Origin of the sequence: Methylophaga sp. UBA2689 (genome assembly GCA_002354555.1) — a bacterium.
Classification (GTDB): domain Bacteria; phylum Pseudomonadota; class Gammaproteobacteria; order Nitrosococcales; family Methylophagaceae; genus Methylophaga.
The window spans coordinates 12,062-28,653 of sequence record DELT01000058.1 but is presented as its reverse complement, the minus strand read 5'-3'; the positions used below and the strand labels follow the sequence as shown (position 1 = coordinate 28,653).

Genomic DNA, 16,592 nt, shown 5'->3' with positions numbered 1-16,592 from the left:
AATTATCGTGAAGCGTATGGCATCTATGCCTGTAATGGCATCTTGTTTAATCATGAAAGTCCAATCCGGGGAGAAACCTTTGTCACCCGAAAAATCACCCGCGCATTAGCCCGTATCAAGCTTGGATTACAGGATTGCTTGTATCTGGGAAACCTTGATGCGTTACGCGACTGGGGACACGCCAAAGATTATGTTGAGATGCAATGGTTAATGTTACAACAAGATAAGCCAGAAGATTTTGTAATTGCTACAGGTGTGCAATACAGCGTTCGTGATTTCGTCAATACCGCAGCGAAAGAACTGGGTATTACTATTAGCTGGGAAGGCAAAGGTGTTGAGGAAAAAGGTTATGATGCAGATGGGAAATGCATTGTTCAGGTAGACCCGCGCTATTTCCGTCCAACTGAAGTTGAGACGTTACTGGGTGATCCGACTAAAGCAAAAGAAAAACTTGGCTGGACACCTAAAATCAGTTTTGAAGAACTCGTAGCAGAAATGGTGCGTGAAGATTATAAATCTGCAGAACGTGATGAATTAGTAAAAAAACATGGTTTTACTGTATATGACTACCATGAATAAATCAGACAAAATCTATATTGCTGGTCATCGTGGTTTAGTTGGTTCAGCATTGGTAAGAAATCTGGAAGAAAAGGGTTATACCAACTTGCTCAAAAGAACCCATGCTGAATTGGATTTGACAGATGAAAGAGCAGTAGCAGATTTCTTTAGAATCGAAAAACCTGATTATGTTTTTCTCGCTGCAGCAAAAGTCGGGGGTATTCACGCCAACAATACTTATCCAGCCGAATTTATCCGTGACAATTTAGCGATTCAGAGTAATGTCATTCATCATGCTTATCTAAACAATGTGAAGCGCCTGCTATTTCTTGGTTCTAGCTGTATTTATCCTAAGAATGCACCACAACCTCTTAAAGAAGAATATTTACTGACTGGTCCATTGGAAGAGACCAATCGCCCATACGCGCTTGCCAAAATTGCTGGTATTGAGATGTGCTGGAGTTATAACCGTCAATATGGCACCCAGTTTCTAGCCGCTATGCCAACCAATCTTTATGGGCCTGGTGATAATTACGATTTAAACAATTCTCACGTTCTTCCCGCACTGATCCGTAAATTTCACTTGGCTAAATTGGCTTCGCAAGGTAAGAAAAATATCATTCTTAATGATGAACAAAAATATGGAAAACTGCCCGAGCCATACAGATCTGAATTATTAGCAGCGTGTGAAAAAAGCCAAGCGCCCAAAGTTGTTATTTGGGGAACTGGTACCCCAAAACGTGAATTTATGTATAGCGAAGACATGGCCGATGCCTGTGTGCATTTATTGAATCTTGAAAATGAACAGTACCAGCCATTATTAGGGGCGAATCGTAATGATGGTTTGGCTCCTGTAGTAAATGTAGGTGTGGGCGAAGATCTCAATATTAAACAACTGGCAGAAATGGTCAAAGAGGTTGTCGGGTATGAAGGTGAATTGGTATTCGATGAAACCAAACCAGATGGAACAATGCAAAAATTGATGGAAGTTGAAAGACTCAATGGAATGGGTTGTACAGCTAAAACTAACTTAAATAATGGTATTGAAAAATCATACAGTTCTTTTTTGAGTAAGAAATGAAGTCGTTATTTTTTTTTCAATTTTCAATTTAAGTTACTCAATTTATTTCAAGCTATGAGTAATTTTAGAAAAAGCATCCAGTTTTGGGATAACAACGGTTTACAGCGCTATGTCAAAAACACTTCATGGATGTTAATCGAAAAATTACTGCGAATGTTTGCAGGCTTGTTCGTAGGTATATGGATAGCCAGATATTTAGGGCCTGATCAATTTGGATTATTTAGTTACTCAATTGCTTTTGTTGCTATCTTTTCAAGCATTGCAAAATTAGGTTTAGATGACATAGTTGTTCGTAACCTCGTAAATGAGCCGCATAAAAGAGATATATATCTTGGTACGGCATTTTGGCTTAAATTGATTGGTGCTCTTATATCAATATCAATTGTGATATTTGCAACATTTTTTACAAGTAATGATACAACCACCAATACATATATTTTTATTATCGCTAGTGGGATTGTTTTTCAGTCATTTGAAGTGATTGAGTTTTACTTTCAATCCAAGGTGCTTTCTAAATATGTATCTTTAAGTAAACTAATACAACTCACTGTCTCTTCAATTATAAAAATATACCTCGTTTTGGTTGAAGCTGATTTATTCTGGTTCGTATTAGTGAGTTTGATTGATCAGGTTATGCTTGCAGCGGCATTGTTCGTGGCATATAAATGTCAAAAAATCGGTAATCTGTATAAGTGCTTTGATTTGGTGACAGCTAAAAAATTACTAAAGGATAGTTGGCCACTAATATTCACAACAGCCGTTTTAATGGTACAAGCAAGAATAGATCAGGTAATGTTGAAGGAGATGATAGGTAATACAGAGGTAGGGTATTACAGTGTTGCAATGAGATTGATTGAGGCTGTTGCATTCATGCCTTTATTGTTAAAGAATTCACTATATCCCGCAATACAAAATGCAAAAAACCAATCAGATGAAATGTATGAACATCGACTTGTGAATTTTTACCGACTAAATTTTTTATTGTTTCTATTATTTGCTATTCCAATTTATTTATTTTCAGAAGTTATCGTGACAACACTTTTCGGTCAAGAATACCAACCTGCCGGGATACTCTTAGCAATTATGTCAATAAGACTTTTTTTTACAAACATGGGTTCAGCAAGAGGTGCTTATATACTCTGTGAAAACCTATTCAAATTTTCAATGATAACAATGATTGTTGGGACGCTTTTCAATGTGTTATTTAATTATATTTTGATTGATAAGTATGGTGCTGTAGGAGCCATTATTGCTACGATAATTTCATTTTTTGTAACAATATACGCGTTAGATTTCTTATATACAAAAACAAGAAGAAATATAAAATTTCAATTTTTGGCTATATTTACATTTTTCAAATTAAGCATAAGGTATTAGTAAGTATGGGGTTAATAAATTTTGGACTTCCCGAAGCAGAAACAAAATTCTTAAAAGAAAATTTGGGCCTTAATTGTTTAGTTGAAGGTGGGACATATAGAGGTGTGACAGCGAAGCGAATGAGCTTTATTTTTGAGAGTATATATACAATCGAAAAATCAGAAGAAATGTTTCGTATTGCTGAAAACAATTTAAGTGAAATTTCAAATGTCATAATGTTAAAAGGTGATACTCGACAATACCTATCCAAGCTACTCACTGAAAATGACAATATTTTATTCTGGTTAGATGCACATTGGAGTGGAGGTAAAACTTATGGTAAAGGGGATGAGTGTCCATTAATAGAAGAGTTAAATATTATTTTTTCATACAAGAAAAATTATATAATTATGATTGATGATGCAAGGCTTTTTTTATCTCCGCCACCTCTTCCTCATGAAATAAGAAATTGGCCATCTTTGTCTGAAATATATAAAGTCTTACCTGATGGTTGGGACTTATTAATATTAGATGATGTGATTTATCTTTTTCCCGAGAAAATTAGCGAGAAATTCAAAATTTTCATACAAAAAATTGTTACTAATAAAACTAACACAAAAGTCTTAGTAGCTCCAACTATGCTTAACGGGTTTAAGATTGTCATGAAAAGTATTGTTGCAGGCAAGATTTTGTAATGTCTAAAATGTTTGAATTCATTAAGAGAAATAAATTTTCACGAAAAGTATATTTTACTTTAAGATCAGTAAATGATTTTTTTAAGTTTAAGCCCATACTATATTTCAAGCAAATTATATGGTTCTTTAAATCAATTCATACACTTAATAAAATAGAGAATAAAAACTTCTCAAAATTTGAATATTATCCCTGCTTATCCGATAACATTTCATATACACCGTTGGATCCAACTTATTTCTTTCAGGATAGCTGGGCTGCAAGGAAAATCTTTGAACTTAAACCAGAACATCATTTTGATATTGGAAGCTCCGCTACAACAATAGGTATATTGTCTCAATTTGTACCAATTACCATGATAGATATTCGTCCTATAAAATTAGAGATACCTAATCTTTATTTTATTGAGGGATCAATTTTAGATTTGCCCTTCGATAATAACTCAATAAATTCACTTTCTTCACTATGTGTTATAGAACATATAGGATTAGGTAGGTACGGGGATCCAATAGACGCCTTCGGTAGTGAGAAAGCAATTGAAGAGATTAAAAGGGTTATAAAGCCTGGAGGAGTAGTTATCATAAGTTTGCCAATCGATAACAATAACAAAGTGTATTTTAATGCGCATCGTGCATTTACGAGGGAATACGTGTTGAATCTATTTATGAATTTTTCATTAATGGAAGAAAAATATCATTATGGAAATCACTTATATGATTATTATGATAAGGAAAAAGGGTTTGGTACTGGTCTTTATATGTTTAGAAAATTAGAATCATAAATATGTATACAAAATTATCATATTTCAAAAGAAAGCTACGTGGGCTTTCAATTAAATTATTCAATTATATTGAAAATAATGGAAACTGTAACTTTGATTCAAACGGAGAAAAATACTTTGTTAATAACTTACTTAAAGATCTTTCAATAAAAAAATCTTTAATAATATTTGATATCGGTGCAAACGTAGGAGAGTATGCCCATATAATTATTCAATCTTCGAGAAAATTCAATGTTGATGTGAACCTTTATTTATTTGAACCAGTGAAAAGTTGTTTTGAAAAACTCTCACAAGATTTTTCAGTGAATGAAAGTGTGAATTTAAATAACTTTGGTGCTTCTGATTCAAATGGCACAGCGATGATTTATTACGATAAAGAAAGTAGTGGTTTTTCTTCATTGTACAAAAGAAATATGAGTAGTTATGGATTTGAATTAGATCAATCCGAAGAAATTCGGTTGATGAGGATGGATGATTATATCGTTGAAAATAAAATCCAACATATTGACTTTATTAAAATTGATATTGAAGGACATGAATTAAAAGCTTTTCAAGGTTTTGGTAAGTATCTATCAAGTAAATTTATTGATTACATCCAATTTGAGTACGGTGGTGCCAATCTAGACTCACATACAAGTCTCATGGAAATATATAGTTTCCTTGAAGATAGGGGGTTTTATGTTGCAAAAATATTAAATAATGGAATTGAAGTAAGAGAATATAAACCATATATGGATAACTTTAATTATTCAAATTATGTTGCAATTTCAAAAGAAATCTTTCAAAAATGATCTTATTTTTTTCTGATGGTCGCTTAGGTAACCAATTTTTTCAATATTCATTTTTGAAATCAATTGCAAGAGGTAATGAAACTATTTTTGTTACAAATATGTGTCTTTTTGAACAGGCGTGTAATATTTCAAATAAGAATTTTAAAAACTTCGCTATTAACAAATATCTTTCATTTATTGTTCGCGTGTTTGTTAAACCTTATATTTTGATGCTATTAGTTAAGTTAAAACTAATAAGTTATATTTGCCAAGATAAGTATGATGGCTCAATATTACCAACAGTTTCTTCTTCAAAAGGGTTGTTGCCGATTACTCTTGTAGAAACTGACTTTTTCCAATCTGAACAATTGTTTGATTCCTCTAAAATTGATTTTGAATTGAAAAGTATATATTACAAGAGAGCTGAAAAAATATTATCAAATCTTCCAAATGATTTGCCAATGGTTTTTTTGCATGTAAGAAGAGGTGACTATCTTACGGAAATATATAATGGGAGTCGTGGTATTAATTTACCGAACTCTTATTATATTAAAGCACTTGAAATGATTAAAATTGACTTAGATGACTTCTTTTGTATTTTTTTGACTGATGATTATGAATATGTTGATTGCTGTTTTAAAGATGTTAAAAATAAGTACATATCAAAAGAAGATATGTTTACTGATCTAGCGTTAATGTCAAAATGTAATTATGGTGTTGTTTCAAATAGTAGCTTTTCTTGGTGGGGGGCATATTTAATGGATAATCCACGCTCTGTTATTTTCCCTAAATACTGGTATGGATGGAAATTTAAAAAAGATTCACATATTGATATTCAACCGAAATGGGCTAAAGTAATTGATTTTGATTAAAATATTTTGTTGAGAAATATTTTCATCTTCAATTTAAAAAACTACTTACTGGTTTAATAATTAATCAATATTAAATTATTTTAAGTTTTTATGAGTAAATCTTCATATGATCTCAATCGATGTAATTATTGCAAATAAAAATAATGGCCTTTTTTTAACAAAATGTATTGAAAGTATTCTTTCTCAAACATTGTTACCAAAAGAAATTATTGTTGTGGATGATGCTTCAACTGATGATTCAATATCGCTTTTAGGGCCTTATGTTCGTTCAGGAAAAATAACCTTAATACAAAACCAAACTTCATTAGGTGTGGCTAAGAGCCGTAACCTTGGCGTTATGCATGGTACTGGAGATTATATAACTACTCTTGATGCTGACGATTTTTATTATGACATCAATAAACTTTCAGCAGAAGCGCAGGTAATTATGCATGGTGGCAATAATACTATTGCGTTCTCAGACGTAATGAGAGTTGATATGCAGAGTAAAAAAATGTGGCTCTTTTCAGATAAAAGACACTTGCATGAGGGGGATTTATCATTTCATATTAGTCATCTCAAAGGCTTCATTCCAAGGGACTATATTGTTTCGCGAAAAATTTTTATGGAAGTTGGTGGCTATAATTCAAATTTAAGAATCTATGAAGATTGGGACTTAAAAATTAAACTATCTAAACTTTGTTATTGGCGATTCTCAGGTGTAATAGGTACGGCATATCGTAATAACCCCAAAGGTTTATCACGCTCTCCTAAAAAAGAACATATTTTAACCATGCGTAGTATATTTAAAGAAAATCTAAATCAAAATAATAGTTTTATTCGAGCAATATTGTTAACTCGATTTTTCTTTTATCACAGTATTTACTTAGGACAACCAGCGATATAAACCATGAATTATCAAAATGAACAGCAAGAATGGGATAACTTTATTATCAAAGAAATAGGTGATAAAGCTGAGTTAATAAGTGTGAGTGTTACTAGTTCAGACAATAGAGTTTATCTTGATGAAAATTCTGTATATAAAATTCGGCGTTTAACTCCAGCATCAGTCAGGGGTAGACTAAATTCATTAGAAGATGAATGTTTGTTTATGAAAAGACTAACTGATTATGGAAATATTGCATCTCCGATTAGCTATAAAAGATTGGGTCAATGGGAGATACTTAAAATGACTAAGATATCTCGTTTAATAATACATGATCCTACTTTTGGGCAACCTCGTGAGCAATTTAAAGATTTTTTACGAATAATTAAATTTGCTTGGTCTATCAACAGAATTGGTTGCTCTCATGGCGATTATCATTTCCAAAATATTGGCCTTAATCAAGAAGGTGAACTAAGTATTTTCGATTTTGATCAAGCTACAATTGCTAACCCGTTACAATCTTTTATGAGAGATTTTTTTGGTTTGGGGAAATATGCAAGACCAAATGATATTTCATTATTTCGCAGAGCTGGGAATGTACAATTCATTTGGTTACCGATAAAGGCATATAGGATTTTCAAAAAAGTTTGTATTCGATTACTGCAGAAATTACAAAAAAAACAAAGTCATTACTCCAGTACTACAAGTTTTTTAAATGAACGCGTTGCTTTACTTAATGATTCAAGTCTTAATTTGTTGACTGAGGCTTGGGATAAAGCCTCAAGCTCAAATGCATCCTCTCCCGGCTCACCTTTGGCTTATTATTCCATTGATATTAACGGAGTTAATTTTCCTGGTGAAAGGCCATGGCTATTTCGTTGGAATACTATTCATAAGAGTATCATCTTTGAAGAAAAAAGCTTCTTGGAGCTGGGATGTAACATGGGGTTACTTGCACTCCATGCCAAGCTAAGTGGTGCAAAATCTTGTTTGGGTGTAGATGTTGATCATGACATTGTGGGTGCAGCCAAATTAGTTGCTCAAGCATTCAACAAAGATGTTTCGTTTCGTCAACTTAATCTGGATGATCCTATTCCATGGGAAGATGAGCTTGGTGTACATGATATTGTTTCCTTACTTTCAGTTATTCATTGGGTTAAAGACAAAAATAGAGTCTGGAATTTTATTGGGAAACACAAGGAGGTGATTTATGAGGGGCATGAATCAGACAGTGAAGCGGAACAAAATTTAAGAAAAGCTGGGTTTAATACCATAATCTCAATAGGTCTCTCTGAAAGAGGACGAAAAATATTTCATGCTGTCAAATAGCATAAGTTCATTTTAATTATGGTTTTAATTATCCAACCATGGTTTTCAGCTAACGGACATCCAGCACAATCAGTAATCAATACAGCAAGGGTTCTAGCCGATGAGAGTCACTTTTCATACCTAGTGTCTTGTATTTCTAAATCCGATAGAGATGTAAGAAATTTTAACCTTTTGCAGCGTTATGTTAAGGCTAATAAGTTTTCTGTGAATTCACCTTCCTTAAGAGAAGGTACGTTCAAATCAATTTTTGCAGTAAGGAATTATTTAAAAAAAGACCCTTCTATCAAAAAACTGTTTTACTTTGATGTTCACCTTGTTTTGATAGCATTAATTTGGCCTTTTTTTCGACCTAAAAACATTAAGCACATATATGTTTGTTATTTAATGGGGCCTGAGCGGGTTATACGTTTTCGTTTAATAAAATATTTTATTGAGCGATTTTTAAAACGCCGTGAGGTGGTATTGTTTCTTCGGACTCAAGAATTGGTTCAGGATTGGCAAAAACACTTTCCAGATGCAGATATACGATGTTTACCTTCGCTTGAAATATCAGATGTTACGGTTGAACCAAATAATACCAACTCAGTAAAACATTCAAAAATTCAACTTGGTATTTTAGGGCAGATTCGAGTTGGTAAAGGTATTGAATGGTTAGTACCGCTTTTTCAAACGTATCCTGAGTTAGGTGATTTGAATATTTGTGGTGCTTTTAGTGATCGTGCCGCGGAAGTTAAGTTAAATAGGCTTAAAGCGTATCCATCCTTTAATAATAAATTTTTAACTGAAGATGAATTGCTCGCATTAGCTGCTGAGCAAGATTATCTTCTAATGCTTTACGATGACTGGGATCCCCGCATGGAGGGTGCGGTGATGTTTTTGGCTGCCAAGGTGAGAAAACCGGTAATCGTTTATGATGAAGGGTGGTGCGGGAGAATGGTGAGAACATTTAATAATGGTCTAATTGCTCCTAAGCATAAAAATGAAATTATTGATTTCATTAAAGCATTACCGGTGCCTGGAACTGATGCCTATAAACAATTACTTTCTGGAGTGAACTCCTTTAAATTCGAGCACTCTGGCAACAAGCTAAAACATGCTTTTTTTGAAGCATTACGGGATTAATCCATGTTTATTGACAATCTCATTCCCAGTTTTTTTGGGGCACTTTCAAGTCCCTTTTGCTTTGTCGATCGTTTAAGACATCCAGAATTAATTTCGTTTGGCTTATATGCTAACCTGAAAAAAATGCATCAAAAGCAAATAATTGAAGGTATTGATTCCATTTGGGATGTGGGTGCAAATCGTGGTCAATTTGCTTTTATGGCCCATAAAGTATGGCCGGAGTTGCCAATATTTAGTTTTGAACCGGATCCTGTTAGTTATGAAAGTCTTAAGGAAACATTTTCTCGGTTCAGTATTGAAGGTAAAACGTATCATCTAGCGTTAAGTGATAATTCAAGTCCAAAAGAACTTCTGCGTTACGCCGATGCAGTCAATAACTCTCTATTAAAGCGTCATACTGAGGACCCCACATCAGAGTCAGTTGAAGTATCTTGTTCTAAACTTGATGAAATAGCGGACATAAACAAATTTAATGCTGCTTTTTTAAAGCTGGATGTTCAAGGCTATGAAGCAAGTGTTTTAAAAGGCAGTGAATTCTTCTTATCAAAATGTCGATATGTACAGATTGAGGTTGCCTTTAGCCCAGCTTATTCAGGTGCTGCAGATATTGGTGAAATGCTCACGTTGATGAAAAGTTATGGTTTTGAATGTATACAGATTCTTGATCTGCTGAGAGATAAATCAAAGCAAAACCAGATACTAGAAATGGATTTGTTGTTCAGCAGAATAGGTAACTAACAAAAATGAAATTAACCATCGTTGTTCCTTCATTTAATTATGCTCAATTTTTAGAAGCTTGCCTGAATAGTATTCAACAACAGAATTATACTAATTTTGAAGTGTTGATAGCAGATGGTGGTTCAACTGATAAATCAATAGAAATTATTCAGTCTTATTGTGAAACAGATTCTCGTTTTAAATTGGTTAGTACAGAGGATAATGGGCAGGCGGATGCGATTCAAAAGGCCTTCGTTCATGCAACAGGTGAGGTGTTTGGTTTTTTAAATGCAGACGATACATATTTGGCCAAAGATAGTTTCGCTGAAATTGTAAGAGTCTTTGAACACTATACTGATATTGGTTTGGTGAGTTTTGGAGGTTACTACATTGATGCACAGGGGAAATGGATCAAACCAATCAATTATCGTTATCACCCATTCGATGGATTTCACTTGATGAAATATAGGACAGCTGTTTTACAGCCAGCTACTTTTTGGAAGCGTGAGGTTTATAACGAGGCAACTTGGCCTGCTAATTTTAACTTTGTGTTTGATGTAGTATTTTTCTACCGTGCATTTCAACAGTATTCATGGTTAGAGATGACTAAACCTATCGCAGGATATCGATTACATGGTGATAATAAGTCAATGTTTGTTAAATCTAGCCGAATAACTGAGTTAGCCACTTTTGAGGAGCTAAAGTTCGGTCAAAAAAGCTTACGAGCTAAATATTTGAAAGGGATAGCAAAATTGGCTGCTGTTTTTGAGGGGCGAGGTAAAATAGGCATAATTCTGAATTATTGGTTATATACAGTAGTTAACGGAGTTGCGTTTATTAGCTGTTACAGATTGCCAAGTATCTAAATAAATGCTGAAAATATCCATAATCACTGTTTGTTATAACTCTGCTCATACCTTACCCGAAACTATTCGTTCTGTTGCTGAGCAAGATTATCCTGAAATAGAACATATCATCGTTGATGGGGGCTCAACCGATGGTACGGTAGATATTCTTGAAAAAGCCCCAAGTGTTGCCTGTTTCGTTTCTGAGCCAGATAAAGGTATATATGATGCTATGAATAAAGGGATTAATTTGGCATCAGGTGATGTTATTGGAATTCTGAATGCTGATGACTTTTATGTAAATGAATCCGTAATAAATCAAATAGCTCTGATATTTAATGATGAAAATGTTGATGCCTGTTATGCAGACTTAGTCTATGTAAAAGAATCTGATACCAGTAAAATTATTCGTTATTGGAAATCTCAATCTTTTAAACCTGGTTTGTTTCTTAAAGGCTGGATGCCAGCCCATCCCACTTTTTTTGTCAGAAGCTCAGTATATCAGCAGCATGGATTATTTGATCTTAAATATCGCATTGCTTCAGATGTAGAAATGTTATTCAGGCTTTTGGAAGTAAAAAGAATTAATTCTGTTTACTTGCCTCAAACCATTATAAAAATGCGTTTAGGTGGCACGACCAATAAAAGTTTGAAAAACATTCAAAAGCAAAACCAAGAAGTTTTAATGATTTTAGACGCTTATTATGATCGCGTTAGTCGAATTCATTTTTTTGTTTCAAAAATCTTGAATCGCTGTCAGCAATTTTTATCAAGACCACCGTCTCTTTAGTTAGGAGTAATAAGTGTCAGAGTCCAATCTCTCATGTTTCAAAGCCTATGATATTCGAGGAAAACTAGGTGATGAGCTTAATCCGGATGTGGCATACCGAATCGGTTATGCCTATGCAAAACATCTCAACGCTAAACGCGTAGTCGTTGGTGGTGACATCAGGCATACCAGCGAACCTTTAAAACTTGCTTTGGCTCAAGGCTTGATGGATGCTGGTGCTGAAGTTATAGATATTGGAATGGTCGGTACAGAAGAGATTTATTTTGCATCATTTTATCTGGATGTCGATGGCGGAATTGAGGTGACGGCAAGTCATAACCCCATAGATTACAATGGTATGAAACTGGTTGGGCGTGATGCTTTACCGATAAGTGGTGATAGCGGGTTGAATGAGATCCGCGAGCTGGCTGAACATTCTGAATCTCCGTTTAACGCTTCCAAACCAACTGCATCAAATGTGGCTAATGCACCTGAGTCACCTGCCGCCGTTAAAAATAATGTTTTCAGCGGCACTGATAATGCTAATAAATATAGTGAGCAATCGATCCTTGAACCATATGTTCAGCATTTACTGACCTATATCGATGCAGCTAATTTCAGCCCTCTTAAGCTGGTTGTCAATGCGGGAAATGGCGCTGCCGGGCATGTAATTGATGCGATTGAAGCGCAATTTAAATCAACTAATGTGCCAGTCGAGTTTATAAAAGTGCATCATGAAGCCGATGGCAGCTTTCCTAATGGGATACCCAATCCCTTATTACCCGAAAACCGGGCAGCAACGGCCGATGCAGTAATTAACAATAAAGCGGATATGGGCATCGCCTGGGATGGGGATTTTGATCGGTGTTTTCTGTTTGATGAAAATGGCCGCTTTATCGAAGGGTATTACATTGTCGGTTTATTGGCTGAAGCATTTTTGCTCAAGGCACCAGGCGAAAAAATCATTCATGATCCACGCCTGACCTGGAACACTATCGATCAGGTTGAAGCTGCGGGTGGCAAACCCATTCAATCCAAAACCGGTCATGCCTTTATCAAAGAACGTATGCGATTGGAAAATGCAGTTTATGGTGGTGAAATGAGTGCCCATCACTATTTCCGTGATTTTGCCTATTGTGATAGCGGCATGATTCCCTGGTTGCTGGTGGCTGAGTTAATTAGTGTGGCAGGTAAGCCTTTATCTGAGCTGGTTAATGAGCGTATGGCGAAATACCCATGCAGTGGGGAAATTAATTATCGGGTAGCAGATGTCGGCCTCATACTCGATAAAATTCTTCAACATTTTTCTACAGAAAAACCAGTTATTGATAGAACTGACGGAATTAGTCTGGAATTTGGTGAGTGGCGATTTAACTTACGATCTTCAAATACCGAACCTTTGCTGCGGCTGAATGTTGAAACTCGGGCTGATGAAGCCTTGATGAGAGCCAAAGTGGCAGAAATTGAACAGATAATTCATAGCTAATGAAGGTTTTTGTAACAGGCGCAACTGGATTTGTCGGAAAGGCGTTGATTAATGAACTGCTAAATGCAGGACACAATATTGTTGCAGGTGTACGGAATTATTCTGTGGAGCTTCCGGTTGAAGTGGAGCAAAAGCTAGTTGGTGATTTAAGCTTGTTGAGTGAGCAGAATACGATAATTGATACGCTGAAAAAAATTGATGTTGTTATTCACACTGCAGCACGCGTACACATTATGCAAGATAAAGCAGCCGATCCGTTGACTGAATTTCGAAAAATGAATGTAAACGCAACTCTTGCATTGGCTAAGCAATCAGTTAGTGCGGGTGTGAAAAGGTTTGTATTTATCAGTTCTATTAAAGTGAATGGCGAATCTACAAATAATAGACAGGCTTTTCGTGAGACTGATAAACAAGCACCTGAAGATGCGTATGGACAATCAAAACTTGAAGCAGAACAGTTTTTATTTGAGATAGGCCAGACAATGCCCATGGAGGTTGTGGTCATCCGTTCACCTCTCATTTACGGTCCAGGGGTTAAAGCTAACTTTGCCAGTATGATCAAAATTATCAAAAAAGGCATACCCTTGCCTTTTGGTGCAATTCATAATGAACGTTCTATTCTGGCAATTGATAATCTGGTCGATTTTTTAAGACTTTGTATTGTCCATCCTGCAGCTGCAAATCAGGTTTTTCTGATGGCGGATGGCAAGGATGTTTCAACAACCGAACTTTTGACGAAAATTGCAAAAGCTTATAAACGCCCTATACATTTAATACCAGTTCCAGTTTGCTGGATGATGTTTATTGCCAAACTGACAAACAAAAATAATATCTCTGATCGATTGTTTGGAAATTTGCAGATAGATATTACAAAAGCACAACAATTATTAGGATGGAAGCCTGTCGTTTCAATGGAGCAACAACTTAATAAAATGGCTGAGTTAGATAAGAACTCAACACAAAATAAATAATAAAACGAGAAATCCATGACCCATGCTGTTATCCGATTACTGGACATTTTCTTTTCTGCTGTTGGTCTGTTGTTCGGTTTGCCAGTTTTATTAATTCTGATCGTTATCGGTTGGTTTGATACAGGTTCTCCCATCTTTAGACAACAACGTGTAGGCCAATATCAAAAGCCTTTTACATTAGTCAAATTCCGCACCATGAAAAAAGATACAGCGCATGTCGCCAGCCATCTGGCAAGTGCTGCCTCAATAACGCCCTTTGGACGATTCCTACGCCGTACCAAACTGGATGAGCTGCCACAGTTATGGAATGTTTTAAAAGGGGAAATGAGTCTGGTTGGGCCCAGACCCTGTCTGTTTAACCAACTTGAATTAATTGAGGAGCGCGAGGCTAAGGGTGTGTTTAAGAGCAGACCTGGTATCACAGGGCTGGCACAAATAAATGATATTGATATGTCGACGCCTGAGTTATTGGCTAAAACCGATGCTTTGATGATTGAGCAGATGAGTGTAATCCGCTATCTTGGGTTCATTATTCAAACGGTTATCGGCAAAGGTGCTGGTGATAGAGTACGTAAGGATAGCTAAACTTTACCTGATGGGGTGGTGCATTTATCCAGCTCATCCAAATTCATTCAGAAATACACTTATGGAGTAACGCCTGTGGAAAAGGAGAATATTGTCTGGCATATGCACAAAGTCAGCAAAGCAGATCGTAGCCAGCAAAAAAAACAGCGTTCTGCCATTTTATGGTTTACTGGATTAAGTGCCTCAGGTAAATCAACTATCGCCGGGGCAGTAGAACAGGCTTTGTTTGAATTAGGACATCATACCTATTTGCTGGATGGTGATAATGTCAGGCATGGATTGAACAAGGATCTGGGCTTTTCTGATGAGGATCGGGTTGAAAATATCCGCCGTATCGGTGAAATGGCCAAATTGTTTGCCGATGCCGGTTTAATTGTCCTAACTGCATTTATTTCCCCTTTTCGTTCTGATCGGCGTTTGGTTCGCGACTTGGTTGAAGCGGATGAATTTGTTGAGGTCTATATGGACACTCCACTCAGTGTGTGTGAGCAGCGAGATCCAAAAGGACTTTATCAAAAAGCCCGTCGAGGCGAGATCAAGAACTTCACTGGTATCGATTCTGAATACGAAGCACCGGAAGCGGCAGAAGTCACTTTGAATACGGCGGAATGTGATGTTTCGGAATGTGTGGCGCAGGTTATTGAATATTTGCGTGCCCACAACATTATCCAGACTTAGGTTTTTATATGCGTTTTATTGATGTTTTTAATGGTGATGCCGATGGCATTTGTGCGCTGGTGCAATTGAGACTGGCCGAACCGAGAGAGTCAGAGCTGGTGACAGGCATTAAGCGGGATATTAATCTGCTTAAAAACGTCCAGGCTGATGTGGGGGACAATCTGACGGTGCTGGATATCTCAATGGAAAAGAATGCCATTGATTTAATGCGCTTGCTTGATGCAGGTGCCAACGTGTTTTATGCCGATCATCATCAACCGGGTGAGATCCCCCAACATGCTGGCTTATCTGCTTATATTGATATGGCCGCCACTACCTGTACCTCATTAATCGTTGATAAATATCTTGACGGACAATTTCATCAGTGGGCTATTACTGCAGCTTATGGCGATAATCTGAATGCTGTGGCAGATAAACTTGCTGACGAAGCTGGAATAACTGATACGCAACGTGAAGAGTTATCATCGCTGGGTATTTATCTGAATTACAACGGCTATGGTGCGAATACGGATGACTTGTTATTCCATCCGGCCGAGTTGTACAAACAATGTGTTGCTTACGCATCACCATTTGATTTTATTCATGAAAATCGTGCGGCTTATGAAAAGCTCTCAACCGGTTATAACGAAGATATGCGTTCGGGTTTAACTATCGATCCAAAATATCAGACCGACAAGCTGGCTGTTATCTGTTTGCCTGATGAAAAATGGGCGCGTCGTGTCAGTGGGGTGTTGGGTAATGAGTTGGCAAACCAGTTTCCCGATCGCGCACATGCGATTGTTTCAGTAAAAGATGCTGAGCATTATCTGGTGAGTTTACGGGCGCCGAATTCCAATAGGAGTGGCGCCGATGAAATTGCAGGTCAATTTCCAACCGGTGGTGGGCGTAAAGCCGCCGCTGGGATTAATGCGTTGCCAATGAATCAGCTTGATCAGCTGATTGAGGTGATGGAAAAACAATACGCCTAGGGCTTGTTGATCTTTCATATCCACCACTGCTGGCGACTATTTTTGTGTCCTACAAGGCAGAAAGCACGCCGTGTAGCCGTCCTACATAAGTGATTGACAAATGAGTCTGGAACTCATTTGAATAGCTTAGCTGGCCGCGTAGCGGT

At 36.3% G+C, this 16,592-nt stretch carries 18 protein-coding genes; all 18 read left to right on the top strand.

Annotated features, from left to right (window positions below):
- A partial coding sequence (locus B3M51_RS06880; protein WP_292757814.1) for a GDP-mannose 4,6-dehydratase occupies window positions 1-579 on the top strand: 579 nt, incomplete at its 5' end.
- Complete coding sequence (locus tag B3M51_RS06875) at window positions 572-1,639, top strand: GDP-L-fucose synthase family protein (RefSeq protein WP_292757812.1); 1,068 nt, start codon at window positions 572-574, stop codon at window positions 1,637-1,639. The genes B3M51_RS06880 and B3M51_RS06875, both read left to right, overlap by 8 nt.
- A gap of 54 nt (window positions 1,640-1,693) precedes the next feature.
- A complete protein-coding gene (locus tag B3M51_RS06870) occupies window positions 1,694-3,016 on the top strand; it encodes a flippase (protein WP_292757811.1) in 1,323 nt (440 codons plus the stop codon).
- Window positions 3,017-3,021: 5 nt separating this feature from the next.
- Window positions 3,022-3,690 (top strand): hypothetical protein, encoded by a 669-nt coding sequence (locus tag B3M51_RS06865; RefSeq protein WP_292757810.1) that lies wholly within the window; start codon window positions 3,022-3,024, stop codon window positions 3,688-3,690.
- Window positions 3,690-4,469 (top strand): DUF268 domain-containing protein, encoded by a 780-nt coding sequence (locus B3M51_RS06860; protein ID WP_292757808.1) that lies wholly within the window; start codon window positions 3,690-3,692, stop codon window positions 4,467-4,469. The genes B3M51_RS06865 and B3M51_RS06860 overlap by 1 nt, the downstream gene beginning before the upstream one ends.
- 2 nt (window positions 4,470-4,471) lie before the next feature.
- Complete coding sequence (locus B3M51_RS06855) at window positions 4,472-5,260, top strand: FkbM family methyltransferase (protein ID WP_292757807.1); 789 nt, start codon at window positions 4,472-4,474, stop codon at window positions 5,258-5,260.
- On the top strand, window positions 5,257-6,111 hold the full coding sequence (locus B3M51_RS06850; protein WP_292757805.1) for an alpha-1,2-fucosyltransferase: 855 nt from the start codon (window positions 5,257-5,259) through the stop codon (window positions 6,109-6,111). The genes B3M51_RS06855 and B3M51_RS06850 overlap by 4 nt, the downstream gene beginning before the upstream one ends.
- Before the next feature lie 106 nt (window positions 6,112-6,217).
- Window positions 6,218-6,997, top strand: a complete 780-nt coding sequence (locus B3M51_RS06845) for a glycosyltransferase family 2 protein (protein WP_292757803.1) — start codon at window positions 6,218-6,220, stop codon at window positions 6,995-6,997.
- A gap of 3 nt (window positions 6,998-7,000) precedes the next feature.
- Entirely contained in the window at window positions 7,001-8,305 is a 1,305-nt protein-coding gene (locus tag B3M51_RS06840) for a class I SAM-dependent methyltransferase (protein ID WP_292757801.1), read from the top strand.
- Window positions 8,306-8,323: 18 nt separating this feature from the next.
- Window positions 8,324-9,427 carry a hypothetical protein gene (locus tag B3M51_RS06835; protein ID WP_292757799.1) on the top strand — a complete coding sequence of 368 codons (1,104 nt, stop codon included), beginning with the start codon at window positions 8,324-8,326 and terminating at the stop codon, window positions 9,425-9,427.
- Between the two features lie 3 nt (window positions 9,428-9,430).
- Window positions 9,431-10,165, top strand: a complete 735-nt coding sequence (locus tag B3M51_RS06830; RefSeq protein WP_292757797.1) for an FkbM family methyltransferase — start codon at window positions 9,431-9,433, stop codon at window positions 10,163-10,165.
- A gap of 5 nt (window positions 10,166-10,170) precedes the next feature.
- Window positions 10,171-11,010: a glycosyltransferase gene (locus tag B3M51_RS06825; protein ID WP_292757795.1), complete on the top strand. Its 840-nt coding sequence runs from the start codon at window positions 10,171-10,173 to the stop codon at window positions 11,008-11,010.
- A 4-nt stretch (window positions 11,011-11,014) separates the two neighbouring features.
- The gene (locus B3M51_RS06820) at window positions 11,015-11,779 is read left to right on the top strand and encodes a glycosyltransferase family 2 protein (RefSeq protein ID WP_292757793.1); all 765 of its coding nucleotides are present in this window, start codon (window positions 11,015-11,017) and stop codon (window positions 11,777-11,779) included.
- A 13-nt stretch (window positions 11,780-11,792) separates the two neighbouring features.
- Window positions 11,793-13,244 carry a phosphomannomutase CpsG gene (locus B3M51_RS06815; RefSeq protein WP_292757791.1) on the top strand — a complete coding sequence of 484 codons (1,452 nt, stop codon included), beginning with the start codon at window positions 11,793-11,795 and terminating at the stop codon, window positions 13,242-13,244.
- On the top strand, window positions 13,244-14,215 hold the full coding sequence (locus B3M51_RS06810) for a UDP-glucose 4-epimerase family protein (protein WP_292757789.1): 972 nt from the start codon (window positions 13,244-13,246) through the stop codon (window positions 14,213-14,215). The genes B3M51_RS06815 and B3M51_RS06810 overlap by 1 nt, the downstream gene beginning before the upstream one ends.
- A 15-nt stretch (window positions 14,216-14,230) precedes the next feature.
- The gene (locus B3M51_RS06805; RefSeq protein ID WP_292757787.1) at window positions 14,231-14,800 is read left to right on the top strand and encodes a sugar transferase; all 570 of its coding nucleotides are present in this window, start codon (window positions 14,231-14,233) and stop codon (window positions 14,798-14,800) included.
- Window positions 14,801-14,875: 75 nt separating this feature from the next.
- Window positions 14,876-15,478 carry an adenylyl-sulfate kinase gene (gene cysC / locus B3M51_RS06800; protein ID WP_292757785.1) on the top strand — a complete coding sequence of 201 codons (603 nt, stop codon included), beginning with the start codon at window positions 14,876-14,878 and terminating at the stop codon, window positions 15,476-15,478.
- Between the two features lie 8 nt (window positions 15,479-15,486).
- Window positions 15,487-16,446 (top strand): DHH family phosphoesterase, encoded by a 960-nt coding sequence (locus B3M51_RS06795; protein ID WP_292757783.1) that lies wholly within the window; start codon window positions 15,487-15,489, stop codon window positions 16,444-16,446.
- Window positions 16,447-16,592 lie beyond the last annotated feature (146 nt).

Excerpts from the sequence above, each read along its gene's own strand:
- B3M51_RS06840 (WP_292757801.1), top strand. The coding sequence starts at position 7,001 with ATGAATTATCAAAATGAACAGCAAGAATGGGATAACTTTATTATCAAA.
- B3M51_RS06835 (WP_292757799.1), top strand. The coding sequence starts at position 8,324 with ATGGTTTTAATTATCCAACCATGGTTTTCAGCTAACGGACATCCAGCA.
- B3M51_RS06830 (WP_292757797.1), top strand. The coding sequence starts at position 9,431 with ATGTTTATTGACAATCTCATTCCCAGTTTTTTTGGGGCACTTTCAAGT.
- B3M51_RS06845 (WP_292757803.1), top strand. The coding sequence starts at position 6,218 with ATGATCTCAATCGATGTAATTATTGCAAATAAAAATAATGGCCTTTTT.
- B3M51_RS06865 (WP_292757810.1), top strand. The coding sequence starts at position 3,022 with ATGGGGTTAATAAATTTTGGACTTCCCGAAGCAGAAACAAAATTCTTA.
- B3M51_RS06805 (WP_292757787.1), top strand. The coding sequence starts at position 14,231 with ATGACCCATGCTGTTATCCGATTACTGGACATTTTCTTTTCTGCTGTT.
- B3M51_RS06820 (WP_292757793.1), top strand. The coding sequence starts at position 11,015 with ATGCTGAAAATATCCATAATCACTGTTTGTTATAACTCTGCTCATACC.
- B3M51_RS06860 (WP_292757808.1), top strand. The coding sequence starts at position 3,690 with ATGTCTAAAATGTTTGAATTCATTAAGAGAAATAAATTTTCACGAAAA.
- B3M51_RS06870 (WP_292757811.1), top strand. The coding sequence starts at position 1,694 with ATGAGTAATTTTAGAAAAAGCATCCAGTTTTGGGATAACAACGGTTTA.
- B3M51_RS06825 (WP_292757795.1), top strand. The coding sequence starts at position 10,171 with ATGAAATTAACCATCGTTGTTCCTTCATTTAATTATGCTCAATTTTTA.
- B3M51_RS06850 (WP_292757805.1), top strand. The coding sequence starts at position 5,257 with ATGATCTTATTTTTTTCTGATGGTCGCTTAGGTAACCAATTTTTTCAA.
- B3M51_RS06855 (WP_292757807.1), top strand. The coding sequence starts at position 4,472 with ATGTATACAAAATTATCATATTTCAAAAGAAAGCTACGTGGGCTTTCA.
- B3M51_RS06795 (WP_292757783.1), top strand. The coding sequence starts at position 15,487 with ATGCGTTTTATTGATGTTTTTAATGGTGATGCCGATGGCATTTGTGCG.
- B3M51_RS06810 (WP_292757789.1), top strand. The coding sequence starts at position 13,244 with ATGAAGGTTTTTGTAACAGGCGCAACTGGATTTGTCGGAAAGGCGTTG.
- B3M51_RS06875 (WP_292757812.1), top strand. The coding sequence starts at position 572 with ATGAATAAATCAGACAAAATCTATATTGCTGGTCATCGTGGTTTAGTT.